Here is a 23,331-nt window from a genome sequence, read left to right as displayed (position 1 = left end):
CTGGGGACAGCCGCTCTACAGCTAACCAGACAGCAGAGCGGCTACGGTTTCAGAAGCGGTCGGCAGGCGCGTACGAAGAGATATTTGCCGTCTGGCGCCGGGACCAGCTTCAGCATGTTCTCGCCGGTGATCGGATGCAGTGGAGCCAGTTCCTGAAGTTCTTCGGCCCACTCTTCGGCACTCCTGTCCGCCAGGGGCAACAAGTACAAGCGCGGCTGGACGCGATGCGCCTCAGGGGTTGTGACCCACAAGTTGCGTGCATCTTCGATGGCAAAGACTACGTCGTATACATCGGCATAATGCTGCAGCAAATCGGCCAGTGTGCGCTGAGGATTGACGACGATGGCAGTTTGACTGGGTGAAATGTTGGCTGCCGCCAGGCTATACCAATCGACCCAGCAGGCCACTTTGGCTTCGAAGGTAAAGCGTTGCCAACTGCGGACGATCGGTTCCTTCGAAGTCAGCGTTTGCTTAATCCTGGTTTGCGCAAATGGCTCGATGGTTTGCACCGACCAGGCAGGTAATAAATTCTTGGCTGGCACCAAAACCGCAGTCTGTTCGTTAGTGATACCTTGCACGGCGCGCCATGACTGCAGCAAACGGGCAACTTGGAACCATACCAGCCGATTCTCGCTGGTCAGCTTCAATTGCAAATGCCCATCGCTGACAGTCGCGTCGGCAATCTCGGGCACAACTTCCTTGATCGCCTGCAACAATGCCTCGGCCTGCTGCGCGTCGCTGGCCAAATCATCGATCGGCAGCATCTCAGGAATGCGCTCTTGGAGCAACTTATCCGAGCTTCGCGCATACAGAACTTTGTTCTCCCATGGAACAAAGGCTATGCCGGTCTCTTTCTCGATGGCGTTGAAAACATCGCCCAGCTTGGTGGGAGTCTTGGCTAGAAAATCGATTTGAGGATTGCGTGGCAAGCCACCCGCCAGGATCGAATCCAAATCGGCCATCACCGGCATGTCGGCCACCAAAGCCAACGAGCACAGAGTCTCGGATAACGGACGCTTGTCAATCAACAAACCCGCCAGTTGCAAGCCCATGCGTTTCTCGACAATGGATGGTAGACCATCAACCGGTGTGGCGGTATCGGCAGGTAAGGGCTTGGGTGCAGTATCGGGAACCTCTGGGGCTTTGCCCACCGGTACGGCTGCATCGGGCAAAACATGTTCAATCGAAGGCGCAAACAGGTTGGCAAAGTTCTGCAAACCAGGCGGCAGTACCGCCGGAGCTTGATCACCGGCGCCAGCAGTCTTATCGGTCGAGCCCAGCAAGTCATCTAAACTGGGCGCAATCGAACTGCTCAACGGCACACCAGGTGAGCGAGGTGCCCCATTCTGTTTAGGAGTAGTTGCCTCGCCAGCTGAATCGCCAGTAGAGGCAGCCGCTGGTTGCGTATCTGACGGCTGTTCGGTGGGCAGCGCGTCGCTATCGGTACCACTAGCCGCTGGCTCTGCTACCTCCGAATTTCCCGCATCGGTGTTGGCCGCATTGGTGTTGGCCGCATCGGTGTTGGCCGCGGGAGTTATCGCCGGGACTCCATTGTCGAGCGCCCCTGGGGCTTGTGCGTCTGGTGACTGTGATTCTGGTGATTGTGTCTCTGCTGATTGGGGCACATTGTTGGTTGTGGGTTTACCGGGATCGATGACGGACGGTTTATTATCGGCCACCGTCTTGGTTGGCTTGCCAAACCAATTCAAGAAGGCGAACAGGATGCCCAGCGCTAGCAGGATGCTCAGCGAGCCGAGTCCCACGATCATCATGATTTGCTTGGACTTGCTGGCCGCCTCCAACCGTTTGCTGCGGACGTTATTGATACTGGCCGCGACTTCATCTGCATCAGGCGGTGCAGCTGGTTCCGGCATCCAAGCGCTGGGCGACAAGTTCTCGAACATGTTGTCGTCGACTGCAAAATCAGCAGCCAGTGGATCAGCAGCCAATGGAACATCTGGGCGATCTGCCTGGTCCGGTGGCGGTGGAGGCTGTGGAACAGGCCGATCAGGCGCATGGCTCTCGGGCAGCCCGGCAATGCGGAAAGCCGATTCGATGTCGGGACTGGCGCTGAGGGTGTCCGCGTCAGGTGGGGGCAGAGCTTCTCTGGTGACCGCCACCGAATCGGTTGGGTTGCCGGACTCAACCGTTATTTTTTGCGGGGCCGCGATGAGAATCATCGAGCCGCACTTGGGGCAGTTGGCAATCTGGCCAATCATGTTCGGGTTGCGAACGCGAATGCGGCTCTGACAACTCGTACACTGGACCGTAAAACTTTCCACAACTATCTCCGACCATCGCCTCACCCGTTCCATTGCAATCAAGCGGCTCCTTCCAGTTTACGCTCCCCAACTGGCTTGAGCGACGGGTTTTGCCAGAGAAACCAACCGAAAACAGGCCAACCGCGCAGCTTATGCACCGCTCCTTTGCCTATAACCCGCACTTCAACGGCCAGCGCCGCTCGGGGTCATGCCGCCAAAACTGCACCAGCTGAACACCTCTCTTTTGGCAAACGGCTTCGGCGGCATCGAGCGCTCCAGTAGAAGAAAGCGCACGGACCACTGGCTGCAAGCCTATGCCACACGCAGTTCCAGTGTCTATACTTTTGACCATTCCTTGCTTTTGGATATCACCTATGCCACATCAGTTCGTTTGGTCACCCCGTCAAGCTTGTTTCTTGTCTGCGGTCGCTCTGTTGGCGACCTCTTTTTTCACTGGGCCACTTCCCACTGGGACACGCAGTGCATTCGCTCAGGATGCCCAAAGTGACGAGTTCAAGATTCAAGGCGAATACGCGGGCAATGGTCTGGGGTTACAGGTCATCGCCGTGGGCGATGATGATTTTGAATTTGCTCTCTATGCGGGCGGCTTGCCGGGTGCTGGCTGGGATCGCTCGCCTCCGCAGCGGGCCGATGGCGATGGCCAAACTGTCCAACAACTGATCGATGCCCGCAAACTGAAACGTATCGCGCGGACCAGTCCGACGCTCGGCGCCAAACCACCGGCCAGCGCGACAGTGCTGTTTGATGGTTCCGCCGCATCGATGGACAACTGGCAACCTGGAGCCAAACGTAGCGACGATGGTTTATTGATGGCAGGCGCTACATCTCGTCCAACGTTTGGCGATTACTCGTTGCACATCGAGTTCCAAACTCCGTTCATGCCGCAGGCCAGGGGCCAAGGGCGAGGCAACAGTGGCGTTTATCATCAAGGACGTTATGAAACGCAAATCCTGGATTCGTTTGGTTTGGAAGGTAAGAACAACGAAGCCGGCGGGATTTACAGCGTGCGCGATCCCGATCTGAACATGTGCTTGCCACCGCTGAGCTGGCAAACGTATGACGTTGACTTCACCGCAGCCCGTTTTGATGGCGAGGGCAAGAAGATCGCCAACGCCATGTTGACCGTGCGGCTGAACGGAGTCGTCGTGCAAAGCGATGTAACGGTTCCAGGACCAACCACCGCCGCCCCGCTGGCCGAATCGAATCAGCCGGGACCCATTTACTTGCAAGATCATGGGAACCCCGTGCGCTTTCGCAATATCTGGATCCTGCCGCGCGATGCGCAGCGCGAAGCCCTTCGGCCGCACATTCCTGGCTTTGAACGTTTCTTTGCTCAAGGCGATGCGGGCAGCGATGTTAATGGTGGTCGACTGCTAATCGCCCAGCTGGGCTGTGCGGCTTGCCATACAACCCCAGATCCTGCGCTCCAGGCCAAGGCGGCTCCCATTCTCAGCAACGTGGGTGCGCGCATTCGACTCGATCACCTGGTTAGCTTCATCGGACAACCGCATGCAGCCAAACCCGGCACCACGATGCCCAACCTGCTGCATGCCATGAATGACCAACAGCAGGCCGATACCGTGTCGCAACTCGTTAGCTTCCTGGCTTCGACCGGCGAGCCGATCGATCGGCCCGGCGACTCAGCGGCACTGACGCGCGGCGAACAGTTGTATCAGTCCATCGGCTGCGTCGCCTGCCACAGCGGGCGACCACACGCGCCGTCGAGTGAATCAACCAGCGTGCCGCTACCTAATCTGCTCAGCAAGTATACGCTCGACAGCCTGACAAAATTCTTGGCCAATCCACACGCCGTTCGCACCAGTGGCCTGATGCCTAAACTGGCCAACAACCTGGTCGAAGCCCGCGATATCGCTTGTTATCTGCTGGGCGAATCGATCATTGTGCCCGGCGCGCACCAGTTCAATGCTGCGGTGTATCACGGCACGTGGGACAAGCTGCCCAACTTTGAATCTCTGGAACCGATCAAGCGCGGTACGACCACGGGGCTGGATCTAAGTTTGGCCGAGCGCAGCGATAACTTTGCGATGGTCTTCGAAGGCTTCTTGCAACTCGACGAAACGGCTGAGTACCGATTGTATCTAGGATCCGATGATGGCAGTCGCCTGCTGATCGATGGCGAAGAGATCATCCGTGTCGACGGCGTGCATCCATTCGAATTCAAACCCAAGAAACAGCAACTCACCGCCGGCATGCATCGCGTGCGTATCGAGTATTTCGAACTCGGAGGCGAAGAACGTTTGGAGGCGGAAATCGAAGGGCCGGGTCTCGGTCGCAGCCCGATCGCCTTGTTGGTCAGCGCTACTCAGGACGCGCAGCACAAACCGCTGGTCGCGAACAAATTTGCGCCGGCAGCTAGTCTAAGAACTGGCGGAAGTCAAATGTTCCAAAAACTAGGGTGCGCGGCTTGCCATACACTCAAAATTGATGGGCAAACTCTCGCGAGTACGCTCACTGCACCGCCCTTAAATTCGCTCAAATCCGATCGCGGTTGTTTGGCCGATCAACTCAGCGGCCAGGCGGTCCCAGACTTTGCACTCAGTCCCGCTCAGCGCCGCGCGATTCGAGCTGCCTTGGAAAAACCGGCGACGCCATTGAGTGAGGCTGATGAAGTTCATCAAACGCTAGCCAGCTTCAACTGTTACGCCTGCCACAGTCGCAATCAAGTTGGTGGTCCGGAACCCAGCCGCGATGCAGCCTTTGCTACAACTGTCAAGGAAATGGGCAACGAAGCTCGCATCCCTCCACCTCTGACCGGTGTAGGTGACAAACTGCGCGCACCGGTCATCGAGCGCATCATTGCCGAGGGCGCCAAGGACCGACCCTACATGCTGACGCGCATGCCAGCGTTCGCGCCCGCTACCGACCGGGCCATGTGGTCCGCGCTGCGTGGGCGTTTGGAAAAACTGGATGCGCATGCTCCACATCCCAATTCCATCGCCAGCGGTGAACAGGTCGAACCTGCCACGACTCATGAAGCCGCCTTGGTCGATGGACGCAAATTGGTGGGCAGTACTGGCCTGGCATGTATCAAGTGCCATACCTATGGCCAACGTGGCACGCCGGGTATTCAGGCCATCGATATGCTCACCATGTCCGAGCGCCTGCGCCCCGATTGGTTTCATCGCTATATGTTAGCGCCTGCCGAGTATCGACCTGGCACGCGCATGCCACTCAGCTTTCCTGAGGGCAAGTCTGTACTGACTGGTGTCCTCGATGGTGACGCGCAATCGCAAATCAAGGCGATGTGGTTGTACTTGAAAGAAGGCAGACAAGCCAAACCACCTTCGGGTCTGGAAGGCGAAGCGATCGTGTTGGTGCCTGAGCAACAACCGATTATCTATCGCAACTTTATCGAAGGCCTGGGCCCGCGCGGGATCGCTGTTGGTTATCCGCAACGAGTCAATCTGGCTTGGGATGCGGGGACCATGAACCTTGGCTTGATCTGGAAGAATGATTTCATCGATGCAGCCAAACACTGGGTGGGACGTGGACCCGGCAATCAAGGACCGGCCGGCGACTTTGTGATCAAGTTCGATGCCGCGGTGCCACTGGCTCAGTTGGATGGTCCCAATGAGCGCTGGCCCAGGTCACCCACACAAGCGCAATCCCAAAAGCTGGGCTATCGCTTCGGTGGTTATGACTTGGACGCCCACGGTCAGCCGACCTTTCACTATACGATTCACTCCGTGAATGTCTCTGATCAATATGAACCTGTAAACACCGATGAAGCGACTGGGCTGGATCGTCGGCTGAGTCTGCGAAGTGCTGGACCGTTACAGGGTTGGTACTATCGCGTAGCTCGCGGCCAGATCACCGGTTCGGGCGACAGCTATGTCCTCAACGATCAACTGAAACTGAGCGTTGACGGCGGCCGAGCATCCACAGTCGAAGTTGACGGCGCGCAGGAACTGCGCGTGGCGATTGAAGGCCAGGCAGCCGATGTAGTCGTGAAGATGCGCTGGTGATTCCCGATTGAAATCTAAAACTCAATTTCAAACTCAAACTCAAAACCCAAGTTCATATTCGAAATAACATGCTCACTCGTCTCTGCTTTGTCATATTCACGTTAGCGACCGGTGTCACTACAGCAGCGGATCCGTCTGAAGACGATTTCTATCGCCTCACCACGTTTGAAACTCCCGCCGGCAGCGTGTTGGAAGCTGGGGCTTTTAACATGATGAGCGACGGTCGTTTGGCAGTGGCCACGCGTCGCGGTGAGATCTGGATGATCGACAAACCTCTGGAGGGGCAAGTAACCGCTGATCGCTTTCAGCGTTTTGCACATGGTCTGCATGAACCCCTGGGATTGGTCGAGCGCGATGGTTGGCTGTACGTAACCCAACGCAGCGACGTTTCGCGGATTCGCGACACCAATGGCGATGGAGTCGCGGACAAATTCGAAGTCGTGGCCGATGGCTGGGGCATGAGCGGCGATTATCATGAATACGCCTTCGGTTCCAAGTTCGACAAAGATGGTCACATTTGGGTCGTGCTCTGTTTGACCGGTTCGTTCAGCAGCGAAGTGCCCTACCGCGGCTGGGCGATGCGCGTCACTGGCGATGGCGAGACCATTCCAACAACCTACGGGCTGCGCTCACCCGGCGGCATCGGCTTCAATGCCACGGGCGATATTTTCTACACGGACAATCAAGGACCCTGGAATGGTACTTGTGGCCTCAAGCAGCTCGTGCCTGGTAAATTCGTCGGTCATCCTGGCGGCAATCGCTGGGCAGAGAAAGCGGCCCCCTTTGCCGGCACTACCCCGGTTAATCCCAAGAACGATAGCCGCATGATGGCAGAAGCGGCAGTGAACAGCGATCTAATTCCAACAGCCGTTTTGTTTCCCTATAACAAGATGGGGCAGTCGGCCAGCGGCCTGGCCTGCGATACCACCGGCGGCAAGTTCGGTCCGTTTGAAAATCAATTGTTTGTCGGCGATCAAACGCATAGTACGATCATGCGCGTCGACCTGGAACAGGTGCAAGGACGTTATCAGGGCGCTTGCTTTCCCTTTCGCGCAGGTTTCGCGTCGGGCGTCGTAGGGGTGGAGATGGATGTCAGCGGTGCCCTGCTGGTCGGTGGCACCAACCGCGGTTGGGGCTCGCGGGGACCGAAGGACTTTGCCATCGAACGTTTGAACTGGACCGGTAAAGTGCCCTTTGAAATTCACACCATGCGGGCACGTCCCGATGGATTCACCCTGCGACTGACCAAGCCAGTCGACCCTGCTAGCGCGGCCAATCTGGACAGCTACACACTGGAAACCTTTACTTACGTCTATCGCGAACAATATGGCAGTCCAGAAGTGGACCAGACCAAGCCCACCCTAAAAGAGGCTCGGGTCAGTCCCGATGGGATGCAAGTTGACTTGATCGTCGAAGGCCTGCAAATCGGACACGTCCACGAGCTGCATGCCAAGGGCATTCGCGCGGCCAGCAATGAACCACTGCTGCATGATGCCGCGTATTACACGTTGAATTATATTCCTAACTAATGTCTCCTTTCGCTCCGCGAAAGGCCCATACTGTCTCCTAACGCATCACGAACGCAGATACTGGATAGCCAGCCTTTCGCGGAGCGAAAGCAGACACTCCCATAGGCATCAAACAATGAACAGCAAAAGCTATACACTTGCACCTCTCTATACACTTATCGTGTTGGTCTGCGTCTCGCATGTCCAGGCTCAAACACCCGCGACGCTCGGGGCTCCTTACGTTGTGGTCGATGGTTTAAGTCAGTTGCACTCGTTTCAAATCTTCAATGCTGAACCTGGACCGCTGCTGGACCAGGTGGATATAGCGGTTAAGCGTTTGAGCGGTCAATTGATTAAGGTCAATGTGGTAGCCGTCGACAATGTCTCCATCGAAGCTTTAACCAAAGAGATTCACGCGCGGTACGCAAGTTCTCTGCCCGTTATCACAGTCGCCGTGGGTAAACTCTCCGGCGGCGATGCGAAACTGGGCATCGATGTGATCATCGCGTTTAAGGCTTTGCCGAAAGAGGGTGTGCGTGTCGAAGATAACGAGTTTGGTCGCGTCCTGCATCCCAGCTCGCGACTCTACGTTTCGGGTCAAGCCGAACGTTCCGAGGCGGCCGCGTCAGCCGTGGCCAGTACGATGGTTCATTTGCGCGATACGCTGCTGTTCTTCGATCTCAGCTTGGATGATGTTGTGCAAATCCGCGCTTTCTTGACTCCTATTCGCGTTGAAAAGCGCGCTCGCGAGGACATCGAAAAAGTCATAGGCGATCGCAAGATTCCCATCATCTTCACCGAATGGAAATCGAGTTTTCCAGTTGAAATTGAACTCGTGGCTTCCTCGCCAGTCGTAGATCCGCAACCCATCGAGTACATCGCACCGTTGGGTATGTCCGCTTCGCCGGTTTACGCGCGCGTGACCAAGTTGAACGCGGCCAAGACGATCTATATTGGCGGACTCTACGGTACCAGTCCTGGAGAATTAAAACCGGATGTCGAAGTCAAAGAAGTCTTTGCCGGTCTGCAAGCCGCCTTGGATAAAACGGGCAGCGATATGGAGCACCTGGTCAAGGCCACCTACTTCTGCAGTTCCGAAGGCACCAGTACTCAGCTCAACGCCCTGCGCCCCAACTACTATAACCCTGTCCGACCGCCGGCTGCCTCCAAGGCAATCGTCCCCGGCGTTGGTATGCCTGGTCGCTTCTTCACCATGGACATGATCGCCGCCCCTAAACCGTAGGCGTTAGCCTCGGTTGCCTCACGTTTGACGATCGGCTTCCATCGTTTAACCCGTAGCCGCAGGCTAGGCGAACGAAGGAGTCGATGAGGCAGTGAGAGAACACTTCCTTAAGAACAAAGATCGTTAGGTAAACGCAGAGATTGGTTAGCAGGTGCACCTCGCCTGGCGGCTGCGGGTTAAACGATTGCTCAGGTAAACGCAGAGATTGGTTAGAGGGTGCACCTCGCCTGGCGGCTACGGGTTAAACGATCACGCTCCCCAGTGATTTCGACTATGATACGCAGAGTATCCCACCTGCAATATTTCTCGCTTAGGAGCCCTCGCCAATGCTCTCTCTTCGCACTCTGCTCCCCCTGCTCGGTTGTTGGTCATGGTTGTTAGTTGCACCATTGTCCGTTAGCGCGCAAGACAAGTCGCTCGATGCCAACCAGGTCGAACTGCAAAAGTCGTATCCGAAGCTAAGAGACTTGGACGAGCACTGCCCGTTTACTCCACCTACTTCGATGGATCAGTGGCAAGCCCGCAGCGCGGACGTCAAGCAACAATTGGCCGTGGCCCTTGGTGTGTGGCCCCTGCCCAAACTCGAGCCGATTCAACCCAAGGTGTATGGCAAGATCAAGCTCGATGGCTATACGATCGAGAAAGCCATCTTTGAAACGCTACCGGGTTTTTATGTCACTGGCAATCTCTATCGCCCCGATCCAATGCCCACAGGCCAAGTACCGGGTTTCCTTTGTCCGCATGGGCACTGGAACAACGCCCGCTTCTACGATGAATCGCCCGCCGAGATCGCCAAGGCACTGGCCACTGGCGCGGAACGTTTCGAGAACGCGGCTCGCAATCACTTGATGGCCAAGTGCGTCCAACTGGCGCGCATGGGCTGCGTGGTCTATCACTGGGATATGATCGGTTATTGCGATAGCGTACAGATCAACTTCGATCGCGCCCATCGCTTTGCGAACCAGCCCAAGGAAACCGAAGTGAATGCTGATGGCTGGCTCTTGTTCAGTCCACTGGCTGAATCGCATGCTCAATCGGTACCTGGACTGCAAACTCTAGCCGGGATGCGCGCAGTTGACTTTCTGCTCAGCTTGCCCGAGATCGATAGTTCGCGCATCGCGATCACCGGTGCCAGTGGTGGCGGAACGCAATCCTTCTTGACGGCCGCCTTGGATGATCGCATCTCTTTGGCCTTTCCCGCCGTGATGGTCAGCACCAGCATGCAAGGCGGTTGCACGTGCGAGAACTCCTGCTTGCTGCGCACCGGCACTAACAACTGCGAAATGGCCAGTCTGATCGCGCCGCGTCCACTGGGCATGACCACGGCCAACGACTGGACCAAGAACATGCCCACCGACGGTTTCCCGGAAATGCAGAAGCTCTACGAGCTTTATGGCGCGAAAGATAAAGTCGCTCTCTTTCCCGCCGCTCACTTCCCGCACAACTACAACCACGTTGCCCGCGTCGGCATGTATGGCTTTGTCAACAAGCATTTCAAACTAGGTATGCAGGAACCCGTGCTGGAACGCGATTTTCAGTGGAAGGGCAAAGAAGATCTGCGCGTTTGGGACGCAGAGCACCCTGAACCTGAAAGTGGTGAACTGTTCGAACGCAAACTCATGAAGCGATTTAGCGCGATGGTCGAAGATCACTACCAACAACTCGAAGCGGCCGGCAAAAAATCGGAACTGCGCAGTGTACTGACAGCCGGTTGGCGAGTATGCCTGGGGCTGACCGCCGCGCCGGTCGATGTGGTCAAAGCCGCCGGTAGTGATGCCAGCAAGGCGCTATCCTCCGCTAGCGATGGCAACTGGACCGTGCGCGAACTGGCTGGTGATAAACGCGACCAATCATCGCTGACGATTGCGGTTACCGATACCAAAGGTCAAGCGAAAGTTTACGGACTGGTCTTGGTTGGTCAGAAGTTGAACGATGCCGGAGAGTTAATCGAATTGAAGGCGCAGACGCTGGTGGGCAATCCACGTCTGGCCGCGGCCTATACGTATGGTTACAACCCAGCACTCATGGCCCGTCGCGCCCGACAATTGGGAGCGACGTTGCGATGGCTAGCAGAAAGCAATTCCGGAGCTAGCATTCAGGTCGAAGCGCGGGGCGACGATTCGGCCCTGGCGGCCGGTGGAGCTCTCATCGCCGAACAATTGAAAGTCGCTGGCCTGAAGCTGAAGCTCAAGCCCGACGGATTCCGCTTTGCCAAAGTCGATTCGATTCGCGATCCCAACTTCCTGCCCGGCTCGGCCCGCTATCGCGATCTGCCGGGCCTGGTCAGTTGTTTGTCCAGCCCCGCGGAAGTAATCGAGTAGCCACGCGCGTGAGGCTGGGATATCATGAAGCTGGTAGCGGAAGGCGTCAAGCCTTTCGAGCGAGGCTGCCGAAAGCCCTAACGAAAGCCTTGACGGCTTCCGCTACAACTTCAAAGATCGAAAGCCTTGACGGCTTCTGCTACTAAACGAGAAAGGCTCGGTAACCGATATGCTGACTCGACGCGATTGTTTGCGATCTATTGTAGCGGCGGGGGCTGCCACGGGTTTATCGACCGGCTGGGCTAGTCAACTGGGTGCCGCGATGCGTCAAGGCGGCCAGCAGCGACACTTGATTGTGTTGTGGATGCCGGGTGGCCCCTCGCAGATGGATACCTTTGATATGAAGCCCGGCCACGCCCACGGAGGTTCTTTCAAAGAGATTGAAACGGCGGTGCCGGGCATGCGTTTCAGCGAGCACTTGCCGCGTCTGGCCAAGCTGGCCAATCATTTGGCTCTGGTGCGATCGATGCAAACCAAAGAAGGCGACCACAGTCGCGGTACCTTTCTGGTACGCACCGGTCATCGCCCTGGCGCACCGGTCAAGGTTCCTTCACTGCCGGCTGCCCTCGCGCAAGAACTAACGGCCGCCAATCCCGAGGTTCCCGATTACGTTAGCATTCTTCCCAACTCGTTCATCAATCCGGCGGCCTTTAGCGCCGGTTTCTTGGGGGCTGGTCGCGAACCGCTGACAGTGGGTGGCTCCAGCAATTATGATCCGGCCAATCCACAAGTTGCACCTACCGGCGGCAGCAGCGACGAGCCGGCCGACCTGCGCGTCGATAACTTGTTACCACCTGATCAACTCAGCCAGGCTCGACTACAACGACGCAAAGCTTACTGGGAACTACTACAAACCAAATATGGCGCGGCTAGCCGGCCAGGTGCTGCTACCACGCACGACACAGTCTATCGCCGGGCAATGCAGTTGGCCGAAAGCCCGGTATCGAGTGCGTTTGATCTGTCGAAAGAAAAAGACGAAACCCGGCGTGGCTATGGCAACTCACCGTTCGGCCAAGGCTGTCTGATGGCCAGGCGGCTGATTGAACAAGGTGTACCGGTTGTCGAAGTCTCGCTCAGCGGGGCAAGTCCCTTGGGTTGGGATTCTCATCTCGACAACTTCAAGATCGTGCAAAGCTTGAGTGAGCAACTCGATCTGGGTTGGAGTCAACTGATGATCGAATTGGAAGAGCGTGGCTTGCTGGAATCAACCACTATCGCGTGGATGGGCGAGTTCGGTCGCACGCCGGAGATCAATGAGCGTGGTGGGCGCGATCACTTCCCTGATGCCTGGAGCACCGTCCTGGCCGGCGGTGGTGTTGCCGGTGGGGCCATCATTGGCAAGACCAGTCCCGATGGCAAAGAGGTCGTAGATCGTCCCGTGAGCGTGCCCGAATTACTGGCCACCATTACCAGTGCAGTCGGTATTGATCCTCATAAAGAAAACATATCCGACGAACGTCGTCCCATTAAGATTGCCGATGGCACCACGATCAAAGAACTAATCCGTGCATAGACCAGATCAAGGATGGAGTTTTGCAGCAGCCCGAGCAGCAAACGGACTGGCGCACGCGCGTGGCTCGTGCGTTGCATCGGATGCCGCTGGTGCCTGCCGCTGCGCTGGTAATGCTGGGCATCGGACTGGCGGATTGGTCAGGCATCCATAGCCTTTGGTTGACGCTGCTCCCTGCCAGCTTGCTAGCGCTGGCTGCGATGATCGCTTTAATGCGCCACGCACGCACTTCGGCGATGAGCCTGGCTGGGTTATCGTTGGTATGGATGGGTGCCACGTTGCATCTGTGGCAGCGACCACCTGAGAACGATGACTTGGGGCGCGTGGCGCAGCGCGATTATCAACCCTTGGTCTTTCGCGCCCAGATTTTGTCTGGTGCCATTTGGATGCCGAACAGTTTCTTTCGCGCGGGACAGGATGAAAACCAGCGCTGGAGCACACAGTGGAAAGTTCGGTGCACCGCAGTGCGCAATGCTGGTCAGTGGCAGCCAGTCTCCAGCTACTCCAGCCTCACGCTGCCGGGAAGAATTGAAAGCTACTTGCCCGGTGATCACGTCACCGTCTTTGGCAGCTTTGCCGCTGTCGGCCAACCGACCAACCCAGGTCAATCCGATCTCAGCGCGGCTCTCAAGCAAGAATATCAGTTCGTCTTTCTGCAAGCCGATTCGATCGATCAAGTTCAACTGGACAGTCGCTCATGGCGGCGGCCAGTCGCTCGGCTAACTGCCATAGCTGTGCGGACCATCGATCGCGCCATTCACCGTTATGTGCCACTGGGTCAAGGCCCGCTAGCGGCGGCCCTGGTCTTCGGTCAACGTCAACAAGTGGATTGGAATGCGCAGCAACAGTTACTTTCCACCGGCACCCTGCACATGCTGGCCATTAGCGGCATGCATATCGAGTTGGTGGCCGGTGCACTCTGGATATTGTGCTGGGTAGTTGGCCTCAGGCAGCGCCAATCGTTGCTGCTGGTCGCCATCTGCATCACGCTTTATGCCTTGATCGCAGGGGCCAATCCGCCGGTGCTACGCGCAGTCTTTGTAGTCCTGGCGGTTTGCGTAGCGAGGTGGCGTGGTCGCCGTGGTGGGTTGGCCAATCTACTGGCGTTTTCGGGACTGGCCGTGTTGGTCATGCGCAGTTCCTGGATCGGCAATGTTGGGGTGCAACTATCGTTTCTAGCGGTCGCTGTCATTGCGATCTTTGCCCGCGGCATCAATGGACGCGATGATCGCACGGATGCCTTGGCCGCAGTGATTGAGGAGAGTTGGACATGGCATGAACGTCTCTTGAGAAACATAGGCCGTTGGGTATGGCAAATGACCGTGCTCAGCTTTTGGGTGTGGTTGTTAACTGCGCCGCTGATCTGGATAAATTTTCATGTCGTATCGCTCGTGGCTATTCCGCTGAACATTCTCCTCTGGCCCTTGCTGGTGATTGGATTGTTGAGCGGATTAGTCTTGTCGATCTCGTGGTGGTTGCCACCCCTGGCGTGGCTAATGGGTCTGGCTTGCGGTGTGAGTCTGTGGCTGATTGGGTTGATCGTCTGGCTAGGCGACCTGTTACCCCTTGGCCATGTGTGGTTACCTCCACCATCGACGGGCTGGATCAGCATTTTTTATAGCCTGGCTGCGCTGGGAGTACTGACGATGGCGTATCGACCACGTCTGCGCCCGTGGCTGGGTGCCGTGTTGATGAGTTGGTTACTGATAGGCATGGCGCCCTGGATGTTCAGCAGTCGCGGACATGGCCCCGGTTGGCTGCGACACACCTCAACTGCGCTACAAGCTTACGTACCTGGTTGTCGCACGTTTGGTCAATGGCTGATCACGAAACCCGTGGACCAAGCGCAGGCTGATGAGCTACGGATAACTTTTATCGATGTCGGGCACGGCACGTGCGTCTTGATCGAGTTGCCCGGTGGTGAAGTTTGGTTGTATGACGCTGGGCATCTAGGTGGTGGCCAGCGCAGTCACCAAGAGATTGCGGAAGTATTGTGGAGTTTGCCAACGGCCCGTATTGATCGCTTGTTCATCTCGCATGCCGATGCAGATCATTACAATGCGATTCCTGGCTTGATCCAGCGCTTCAGTATTGGCGAGGTGCTTGCCTCGCCTCAATTCTGGCAACATTTGGAACCGGAGTTGGGAAACCTGCGACAGACTTTTACCCGTTGTGGGTTGACCATGACACGCCTGGTCGCTGGACAGCAGTTGAACTGCGAGCTCTCTGCCGCTCGCGCCGGTAAAGCTGTTCACGTAAGCGTGCTACATCCGCCTGGCAACTTTTTCGATTCACTAGACAACGCTAACAGTTTGACCCTGATGATTGAGTATGCCGGTAGGAGATGCTTGCTGCCTGGTGATATAGAGAAGCATGGCTTGCAAAGTCTCTTGAGTATGCCACCGCAAGCATGTGATTTGCTGATGGCACCGCATCATGGCAGCACGACACAAGATCCGCGAGCCGTATTTCAGTGGTGCAGGCCACTGTGGATTGTCATCAGTGGCGGACAGCGAGCCACACGACCCAAGGTTATCCAGCGCTATTCCATGGAAGATGCGCAAACACTGATTACGCATCGAGACGGAGCCATTCAGTGGCGCGTAGCCGGTGATGGCGCGATGAGCGTGTATCGCTGGGAAGGTGGCAGCTTTCGAACTACCACAATCGATTGAGTGCACTTCTGATCCACACCCTTGGCCGGCGCGCGATATTGCGTAGCAGTTGAGCCAATGGGTAGCTGGGTTCTCCAGGTGCCAGCAGCAAATCTTCGACACCGTGCGGCCAGTCTGATAAACGTGTGGCCAGGCGATCGATCCACTTGCGAGTGTGGGGCCAATCGCCCAAGTTGTCGTAAAGCTCCGCCGGCAGTTCGTTGACGCCTACGTGCGCCCCAATCAGGCCACCCACGGTCGCCGTCAGTGCGTCGTGGTGACCGCCGAGCAACAAGGCAGAGGTGACCGCGCGCTTGAAGCTGGTAGGAAAACGCAAGAAGCAGTAGATGGCCATCACGGTGGTCGGCAAGATGTGCTTGCTGATTCCATGGGACCAACCGAAGTGCTTAGCGACTTTGCGTGGGGTAGCGTTACGAGCCAAGAAGGGCTGTAACTGCTGCAGTGCCTCGCGCAGTTTTTCTTCTTTGCACGTTTTGATCAGCGTATCGAGGGCGGCTTCTTTGTTGACCTTGCCGCCGCTGGTTACCGCGGCGATTTGTCCAGCGGTGGCCAGGACCGAAGCGGCATCGCCCACTAGCGCATGACTATGCGTAATCGCCGCGCTATCGCGCGCCCAAACTTGATAACGATGTCCAGTGTTATGCAAAACCACGCCTAGCAACATACTGCGTGTGGTCGGCGAGTTTCCAACGCTCCACCGATTAGCACTCAGCCCCATCCAACTGAACCAGCACTTCAGGCCAGATAGAAATGTAGCCGGGCTCAAGCCTGGTGGAAAGCTCAGTACATACCAGCGCAAGCGACGTCGAAAGTACTTATGGTATTGATCCGACGTGCTGCGTGAATTCAGAATAGCTTGGCCCGCCATCAAGGCAAATTGCGTGTCATCACTATATAAGCCGCTACCGAGCAGCATGCGATAACGTAGCGGCTTGCCTTTAAGATGACGCAGTACAGCGCTGGGCGAAGGATATGCGTACGATTGAGAGAGCGCATCACCAATCGCCAAGCCCATCAACAGCCCGTGTATAGATTGATAACGTTGTTGAGATGTGAGCATTGCCGACAAGCTGCGAAACAATGGAATAATATCACTGAATCGCGCTCCCCCTCAGCCCGGCATTATGGGTCTTCTAAAACGAATTCCCCTCATGGCCCACTAACGGACTCGGCAGCGGAAAGTTATTACCCCACTATCCCCTGCCTCGAGCGGAAGGTCGGCCTCCCACCGCAATACCGTAGAACCTGCCTCATTCTCTGCAGTCGAGAATTTGACCGGATTCCCCTCTTTTTCGGGCGTCTTATTTGAAGCGAGACTCAACAGGCACTGTTGACTACCATCAATGTACTCCAGCCGTGTAACAAGACTATCGAGAATCACTAGATTTCCAATGGGCTTGTCCCCAACATTGTCAAAACGGATGGAGAAATGGATAATATCACCTGGGCTGGCCGCCGAGTGGGAAGCTGCCTTACAAATTCGCAAGGAACACTTGCCTGGCTCAATATCGTAAACCGTTATATCCTGTACTTCTTTGGCGTCCCGCGTCTGGGCAGCCATCACGCCATTCATAGCCACTGCAATACCTTCAGGGCTAACCCATGTACGTGCGTTCACCATATATTCGCCGAGAAGTGCAACTAGGTCTTCTCGACGTAGTGACGTTGTATGGTTTTGCAAACGATTCAATGCCATTTGATAACTGCTCAGATCATGAGCTGGCATGATCTTCTCAGCTGCGACGCCGCGAGTGCGTTCACGCAGACCATCGATCAGCTTGACCACGTCGCGATTTCGCGGACCCACTGGCGAAGTTACGTCACCGGCCGGTTCATGGGTTGATTTAATCGATGGGCCGAGTGGTTCGATCAGCGGCGTAGCTCCCACCGCGCGAGCGGCAATGGTGGGCGCCGTCATCTTTCGAATGGCCCCAAAACGTGGGGCATAGATCGGCACGCGATTGCTGGGCGAGATACACAGTTTGCCTTCGAGCGTCTCGTAGTGAGCCACGGTGTCTTGGCTATCAAGCCCGCGCACTTCCCACTCGTCGGTCAGTTCAACTTTGGGTTCGCGATCGCCACCGTCGTACAGATATTCTTGATCGTTCCAGTATTGAGGGACGGGTGGATACGCGGGCTCACAAGCACAGCCCTCCATGGCGCATGCGCCATCGCTGCCGTCACTGAAGCACTGCGTCGAATTCGGCGCGCAGCTTGGGTCGTAGTTCACGTCACCTGTCGACGGGTAGGTGGGCTCTTCGTGGTTGACTGGCATCACCGGCGAGCCGGGCATGGCTGGAGTGCGCACGGGTTTCGCAGTTCGGCCGACCGAGTTGCGGGCAACCGAGGTGGCTTGATGGGCCGACGGCTGGGTGCGAGCCACGGAACCGCTGGGTGAGCGAAGATTGGGTGAGCGAAGATTGCTCAACGGCGAGCTGGCACAGCCGCTCGCCGAAAGGAGCAAGCCAACCAGTAACCAGCGTTTGGTTTGTGAGCGGTGATGATGTTTCGTCAGTTTCGTGGCGAGTGCTGGTTTATTCATGGCTGGATCCCTGGGCTTGCGCGTCGGGCCGAGTTGGCTTGTGCGTTGGCTGATGCGATTAAATTTGGAAAGCACTGAGGTCGTGTTAGCGAACCAATTGAGCAGCAGGCACGCGAGGTTCCGCTGGGATAAATTCGCGACGCAGTTCTTTCGCAGGTTCGGCCGGTTCGATATCAGCCATCATGCCAGCATCGATCAGGCCTTGGCGCGTGGGGACTGGAGGCAGGGGCATCCATGGAGGCGAGTTGTATAAAAAGCCGCTCATGTCCGCTTGCAGATCAACTGGTACACGGGAACCGATGCGCAGGATAGCCACTGGCCTGCCCAGTTGGTCAGCTACTTTGAGTGCGTTGTCGTTGCCACCCACATCCGTGACGCGCTGGGCGCCGGGTTCTTGGACTTCTGGGGACGCGTTTTGTGAGTCTTCCAAGTAGATGACACGCGTAACCATACCTCCGTCCAGTGCCCGCCACAGGTCGTCTTTCTCCAGTACGACCGGGATCGGAAAGCGATGTTCGCGTCCGCGTGGCGCATAGAGTCGATCGATGACTTCGATGGTTGGATACAGTTCTTCTCCTGGCCGGAGTGGGATGTTGGTAACGCGCAGCCGATAGACCGCGCCGACTAACATGCCGACTTTGACCGGAGCAGACAAGGGTTCCAGAAATTGGCCACCTTGAGCCAGAGCCACTTCCAAGCTTTCGGGACCAGAGACTTCCAGTGGTTGATAGTAGCCACTTACTTGACCGCCGCGAATGAGTCGACCAGCGCTGACGGCGCCAGGCGGACTATCCGCGCTCTGCAAGTAATTCACTTGGGGCATTTGCCCGATGCGCTCAGCTTGGCCATGCGCTAATTTGTTGAAACCGATATGTGGTTCGCCAAATGTCATTAGGCTGGCAAATGCAAGCCATACGACCGAGCTAGTCCAGAGCAATCGCATGCGAACCTATCCTTCGAAGGAGGATTGAGAGAGCTTAAACGCTGGAAGGAAAAAACGGTCGGCCAGCTCTTGGTGGCTGAACCGACCGCTTCACTCTCGATCGTTGCCGAAGTCTTACTCCGGTGGGCAGTATTCAGCATCGCCACCGCCAACATTTTGGCTGCGACGATAGGCGGCAGGCATTCCGCTGGGATATCCAGGATGAATGTTCTGCTCGTGAATCCGTGCGCGACTGACCGGCTGTGGATAGCTTTGGCCAGGTGTTGAGCGGACGTGAATCTTAACCTTTTCAACTGGATCTGGAATGTTCATGTGAGTGTGATTGCGCATCACATGCTTCTGCAATCCGGCTGGAGTTCCCAGTGGAATGTGCGGTGGTCCAGGCAATCCGATAGGCGTGCCACTGTAGGTCATGCCGTATTCGGGAGCGGTGACACCAGCCACCATGCCAGGCAGTCCGGGAGGCATGCCACCAGGTCCGCAGCCCATCGGTCCACAACCCATCATCGGGCCCATGGCCATCGCAGCCGATGCATTGGCAGCACCGCTCATTTCGATGTCTTTGTTACCGATGCGCACGATCGCGAGAATCGAACCGCGACGGTCGGCTTCGACGATGGGATCTTCACCGGGATTGATGCGGTTGCTGACGACTTCTTCTACGCCGACCAGAGCATCACCTTGGAACTCAGGGTCCGGCAGGTAGATAACTTTGGTCACGAAGTTACCGGCCAGCACTTGTGGCAGGTCATCCGAGACGCTGAAGGTTACTGGAATTGCATTGTGTGCCAGGTATGCTGCTGTGCGTGGGCTGGCCCCGGCGATTTCGATTGTAGGATAGAGTTCTACGCCTACAAAGCGATCATCGCCTTGGATCTTAGTGAGCTTCAAGCGATAGATACCGCCTTGAGGAAACTCAACGCGACCTGGTACGCTCAGCGGTGCACTGGTAAAGGATCCATCACCGACCACATCGTAGAGCACTTCCATGCCTTCGGGTCGATTGAAGAGAATCTGTACCGTTGCCCCGGCACCAGGCATACCCATCATTGGGCCACCAGGACCACATGCTCCGCCACCCATGGCCATCTCGGCTGAGGCAGGCACAACTTGTGGAGCCAGAACACCAGGGCCGGGTCCGCCAACGCCTGGGCCTGGCTCGAGCAAACGCTGAGCTGGCGGCAGGTTATGCCGAACCGGCGTACAGCCGGCCACGTAGCTCATGGCTACAGCTGCCAGCGTCACCAAGAAAAATCGCATTTTCATGCTGTCACCCCCTAGGCTGAGCAACCGCGAGCCAACATCCGTGTGTGGCTCGTCGATTACTGTTGGTCAAAACGATCGTGAGTATCTGTGTAGGCCAGCTGTGAAGTTCAGCGGACCTCTGGTGCATAAGAAGTCGGCCAAACTCACCTGGACTCGCATGTCGGGTGCGGTCTACAATCCGCGCCGCAAGACGTCTGATGGCGCGCCCCGCTAACGGACTACTGCCACTATGGGTCTGTTTTCGGCGGGCTTTACCTGGATTCTTTGATAAATTCGGCACAACCGCATTAGGTAGAGAACTTTGCCCAATGCTCACCCCATTCGCTGTGCTAGCTAAACGTGCTCGAATCGCGATGACTTTTCTTCAAGATCCGCTTCAAAATCAACGGAATTCCTTGGTTATCGTCGTGCTTTTCGTTTGTGCGTTGCTAGCAACGCACCTTCAAGCCCAAGATCCGATTCCGCTGCCGCTTCGGCTTGATCAGGTTCTGCCTAATCGCCCGGCCAATTCATCGTTGCGGCATCTCAGTCAACAGGATCAAGCGGAAATCATTCTCAAGAATTCGCTGCTCAGCGGAGTGTGGGGGCCTTCGGCTCATTGCTTGATTCGCCATGAAATAGAAACGTTCAATCGCCAACTCCGCGGCACTGGCAAATACGCCCGCGGCAGTGTGGGGGAAATGAAGCTCGTACTAACTTTGGTGGCGGGAGATTTTCAGAATCGGTTGGAACAAATAAGCGATGGCCGCAGACTGCGGATGGTTCATCGCATGGATGGCAAAGAAGAAGGTTCGCATGTTGATTTAGTGCGAGTCAGCGAATACCTCGGACATTTTTCGATCGACAAGGACAAGCAAGATCCGTTGGTTGCCCTGCACTTGTCGATCGGCGGTCAAAACGAAAAACTGCGAGCGGTATGCCAGCAATACAAGTGGAACAGTGTTAAGGCTGGCAAGTATCAGCAACCGGGCCACGACGACGAAGTGGATGTCTGGTGGTTGGAGGGCCAGCGCCTGGCAGACTTGAGCCAGGCGTTTGTTCGCGGCACGGCCAAGATTGATGTGTTGCTAGCAGCGCCTGATGAAGTGCGTCTGATGCCCAACCGAGTCAAGCTAGCCATCGGCCGCAGCCAGCCCCTGCCCTATTGGCTCTATTCTGTCGAAGAGACGCGTTTGAGTTCGGATGAAAAACCGCGCGTGGAGATGGTCGTGCGGATCGACTACCACGACCCCACGCCTGCGGAAATGCCGGCCGGGATGTTCAATTCGGAGGACTTCGTCTCCAGTTCGGGGACAGACGTCGATGAGACCCCAAAATATCAGCCCATCCCGCGCAATCCCCCATAAACATCCCCTCTTGCTCAACCTGCCGCGTGCGCGTGCTCTGTCCCCGCCCTTGATCGGGGACACACACGCTGCCGCCCTTGATCGGGGACACACACGCTGCAACCGATGCTGACAAACAACAGAGCGTCAGCGGTTGGAGTGTCAATCTTCGGGGGGCTGGTGGTCTGTCCCTCTTCCCGAGCCGGCGAGCTGGCATTACTGCCCGCGGGGACAGAGCGCAATTGATGGTGGGAGGTGATCGCACGGTTTTGGGGTCAGACCAGAACGACCGTAGCTCGTGTGTCATTTTGATACCACGCAATCAATTTGACATACTTCTTTCCTGGCAGCCTTCTGGGAGAAAGAACTCTTTTATCAAGAAATAAGTTCAAGTTTCGTGACGCAGTGCGAGCTATTTCGTTCTGCAGTTGGATTTGGCACGCAAAATGATTCTCCGGTCTCTCAACAAATAGTTGAGCAGGGTTGACGTCACGTCGAGGCCAATGGCTGCTCCTATGGCAATCCTGTCCCAAGGGTGGGAAGATGAAAAACCTAGTTTTGTCAGCAGTGTTAGGGCTCGGTCTCGCTTTAGCCGGATTCGCTTTGCCACAAGCCAATGCTCAGTACGGTTACGGTCGCGGTCCTGCCAATTGCCATCCTGGCTATTCAGCCGGTTATCGCGGTGGTTATGTGCCTGTTCGACCCGCACCCGGTAGCTATGGTGCATTCTACGGAGGGTATTCGACTGGCTACCGCGGAGTGCCTCCAGTTGTGCTGGGCCAGATTCAAACGGGCTACCCAGCTTATCGCACCTTGCCCTACAGCAACAATTTCGGTGGCTTTTATAGCTCCGGATTCAACGGCATGGGCTACTCGAACTTCGGCACCGGCATGGGTTATGGCTATGGCCCCAGCATTTCGATTGGCATCGGTGGCTTTCGTCCCCGCTTCTAAGCTGTCCCTATCGTAACCGATATTGGACTACGCTCGCCCTTTCGAAAGCGCAGAATATAATCAACACTAGTGCTCGCTTGCTGGCACTTGCTACTAACCCGCCGCCCCACAACCATGGGTCGAGCGGGTTGGCTGCATTTAGCGACAGCGATCTTTTCCCTCAGCCATTCGTGCGCTTGCCAGAAATCGGTTTAAACAGCGTGACCACTTCGGAAGACGAACTGATTCGACAAGCGCTGGCCGGTCACAGCCACGCCTACGGTGAGTTGGTCCAGCGATATCAAGATCGCCTGTTCAGCGCCATGTTACATGTAGTCGGTTCGCATGACGAAGCCGAGGATGTGGTTCAAGATTCTTTTGTCCAAGCCTATGTCAAGCTCGATACCTTCCAAGGTAACAGCCGCTTCTTCACCTGGCTCTATCGAATCGCGTTCAACAACGCTCTCAGCCGACGACGTCGACGCCGAACCGATATGTCGATCGAGCAAAGCCGAGAAGTCTCAGGTGGCGAACCCGAGGATCGTCAAGAAGCGCCCGATGAACCTCTGCTGCGCAATGAACGCATCTCAATGGTCAAAGCTGCCATGCAGCGTTTGACCGAAGAACATCGCCACATCTTAGTCTTGCGCGAAATGCAAGACATGGCATATGAAGACATCGCCACCATTCTCAATATCAATATCGGAACCGTCCGCAGCCGCCTCTCTCGAGCTCGCAATCAACTGCACGACATCTTGAAGGAAATGATGGACTAAGGCACTGCAAAAGCACGTGGA

Annotated in this window: 15 protein-coding genes; 10 read left to right on the top strand and 5 right to left on the bottom strand. The window is 56.4% G+C overall.

Features of this window, described 5'->3' with window-relative positions; all coding sequences use genetic code 11:
* Positions 1-41 precede the first annotated feature (41 nt).
* On the bottom strand, positions 42-2,282 hold the full coding sequence (locus SH573x_RS00365; RefSeq protein WP_479352302.1) for a hypothetical protein: 2,241 nt from the start codon (positions 2,280-2,282) through the stop codon (positions 42-44).
* Positions 2,283-2,635: 353 nt separating this feature from the next.
* On the opposite strand from SH573x_RS00365, the gene SH573x_RS00360 reads away from it, so the two are divergent.
* From SH573x_RS00360 to SH573x_RS00335, 6 genes are all read left to right on the top strand, one after another.
* The gene (locus SH573x_RS00360) at positions 2,636-6,268 is read left to right on the top strand and encodes a 3-keto-alpha-glucoside-1,2-lyase-like domain-containing protein (RefSeq protein WP_479352301.1); all 3,633 of its coding nucleotides are present in this window, start codon (positions 2,636-2,638) and stop codon (positions 6,266-6,268) included.
* A 68-nt stretch (positions 6,269-6,336) separates the two neighbouring features.
* A complete protein-coding gene (locus SH573x_RS00355; RefSeq protein WP_479352300.1) occupies positions 6,337-7,797 on the top strand; it encodes a PQQ-dependent sugar dehydrogenase in 1,461 nt (486 codons plus the stop codon).
* A 115-nt stretch (positions 7,798-7,912) separates the two neighbouring features.
* On the top strand, positions 7,913-9,019 hold the full coding sequence (locus SH573x_RS00350) for a Rid family hydrolase (protein ID WP_479352299.1): 1,107 nt from the start codon (positions 7,913-7,915) through the stop codon (positions 9,017-9,019).
* Between the two features lie 326 nt (positions 9,020-9,345).
* A complete protein-coding gene (locus tag SH573x_RS00345) occupies positions 9,346-11,340 on the top strand; it encodes an alpha/beta hydrolase family protein (RefSeq protein ID WP_479352298.1) in 1,995 nt (664 codons plus the stop codon).
* Positions 11,341-11,509: 169 nt separating this feature from the next.
* On the top strand, positions 11,510-12,853 hold the full coding sequence (locus SH573x_RS00340; protein WP_479352297.1) for a DUF1501 domain-containing protein: 1,344 nt from the start codon (positions 11,510-11,512) through the stop codon (positions 12,851-12,853).
* A 20-nt stretch (positions 12,854-12,873) separates the two neighbouring features.
* The gene (locus tag SH573x_RS00335; protein WP_479352296.1) at positions 12,874-15,525 is read left to right on the top strand and encodes a ComEC/Rec2 family competence protein; all 2,652 of its coding nucleotides are present in this window, start codon (positions 12,874-12,876) and stop codon (positions 15,523-15,525) included.
* Here the strand turns inward: SH573x_RS00335 and SH573x_RS00330 are convergent.
* From SH573x_RS00330 to SH573x_RS00315, 4 genes are all read right to left on the bottom strand, one after another.
* Complete coding sequence (locus SH573x_RS00330) at positions 15,509-16,585, bottom strand: ADP-ribosylglycohydrolase family protein (protein WP_479352295.1); 1,077 nt, start codon at positions 16,583-16,585, stop codon at positions 15,509-15,511. The genes SH573x_RS00335 and SH573x_RS00330 overlap by 17 nt on opposite strands.
* Before the next feature lie 99 nt (positions 16,586-16,684).
* Entirely contained in the window at positions 16,685-18,067 is a 1,383-nt protein-coding gene (locus SH573x_RS00325) for a hypothetical protein (protein ID WP_479352294.1), read from the bottom strand.
* 85 nt (positions 18,068-18,152) lie between these two features.
* Positions 18,153-19,010 carry a hypothetical protein gene (locus SH573x_RS00320; protein ID WP_479352293.1) on the bottom strand — a complete coding sequence of 286 codons (858 nt, stop codon included), beginning with the start codon at positions 19,008-19,010 and terminating at the stop codon, positions 18,153-18,155.
* Positions 19,011-19,124: 114 nt separating this feature from the next.
* Positions 19,125-20,276 (bottom strand): hypothetical protein, encoded by a 1,152-nt coding sequence (locus SH573x_RS00315; RefSeq protein WP_479352292.1) that lies wholly within the window; start codon positions 20,274-20,276, stop codon positions 19,125-19,127.
* Between SH573x_RS00315 and SH573x_RS00310 the strand changes: the two genes are divergently transcribed.
* From SH573x_RS00310 to SH573x_RS00295, 4 genes are all read left to right on the top strand, one after another.
* Positions 20,275-20,490 (top strand): hypothetical protein, encoded by a 216-nt coding sequence (locus SH573x_RS00310; protein WP_479352291.1) that lies wholly within the window; start codon positions 20,275-20,277, stop codon positions 20,488-20,490. The genes SH573x_RS00315 and SH573x_RS00310 overlap by 2 nt on opposite strands.
* Positions 20,491-20,629: 139 nt before the next feature.
* Complete coding sequence (locus SH573x_RS00305; protein ID WP_479352290.1) at positions 20,630-21,622, top strand: hypothetical protein; 993 nt, start codon at positions 20,630-20,632, stop codon at positions 21,620-21,622.
* A gap of 522 nt (positions 21,623-22,144) precedes the next feature.
* Positions 22,145-22,555, top strand: a complete 411-nt coding sequence (locus SH573x_RS00300; RefSeq protein WP_479352289.1) for a hypothetical protein — start codon at positions 22,145-22,147, stop codon at positions 22,553-22,555.
* Between the two features lie 200 nt (positions 22,556-22,755).
* Positions 22,756-23,310, top strand: a complete 555-nt coding sequence (locus SH573x_RS00295) for an RNA polymerase sigma factor (RefSeq protein WP_479352288.1) — start codon at positions 22,756-22,758, stop codon at positions 23,308-23,310.
* Positions 23,311-23,331 lie beyond the last annotated feature (21 nt).

The sequence above is a fragment of the Rania fehmarnensis genome, assembly GCF_056494185.1.
The sequence above is the reverse complement of the archived record's forward strand: the minus strand, read 5'-3'. Positions and strand labels throughout refer to the sequence as shown.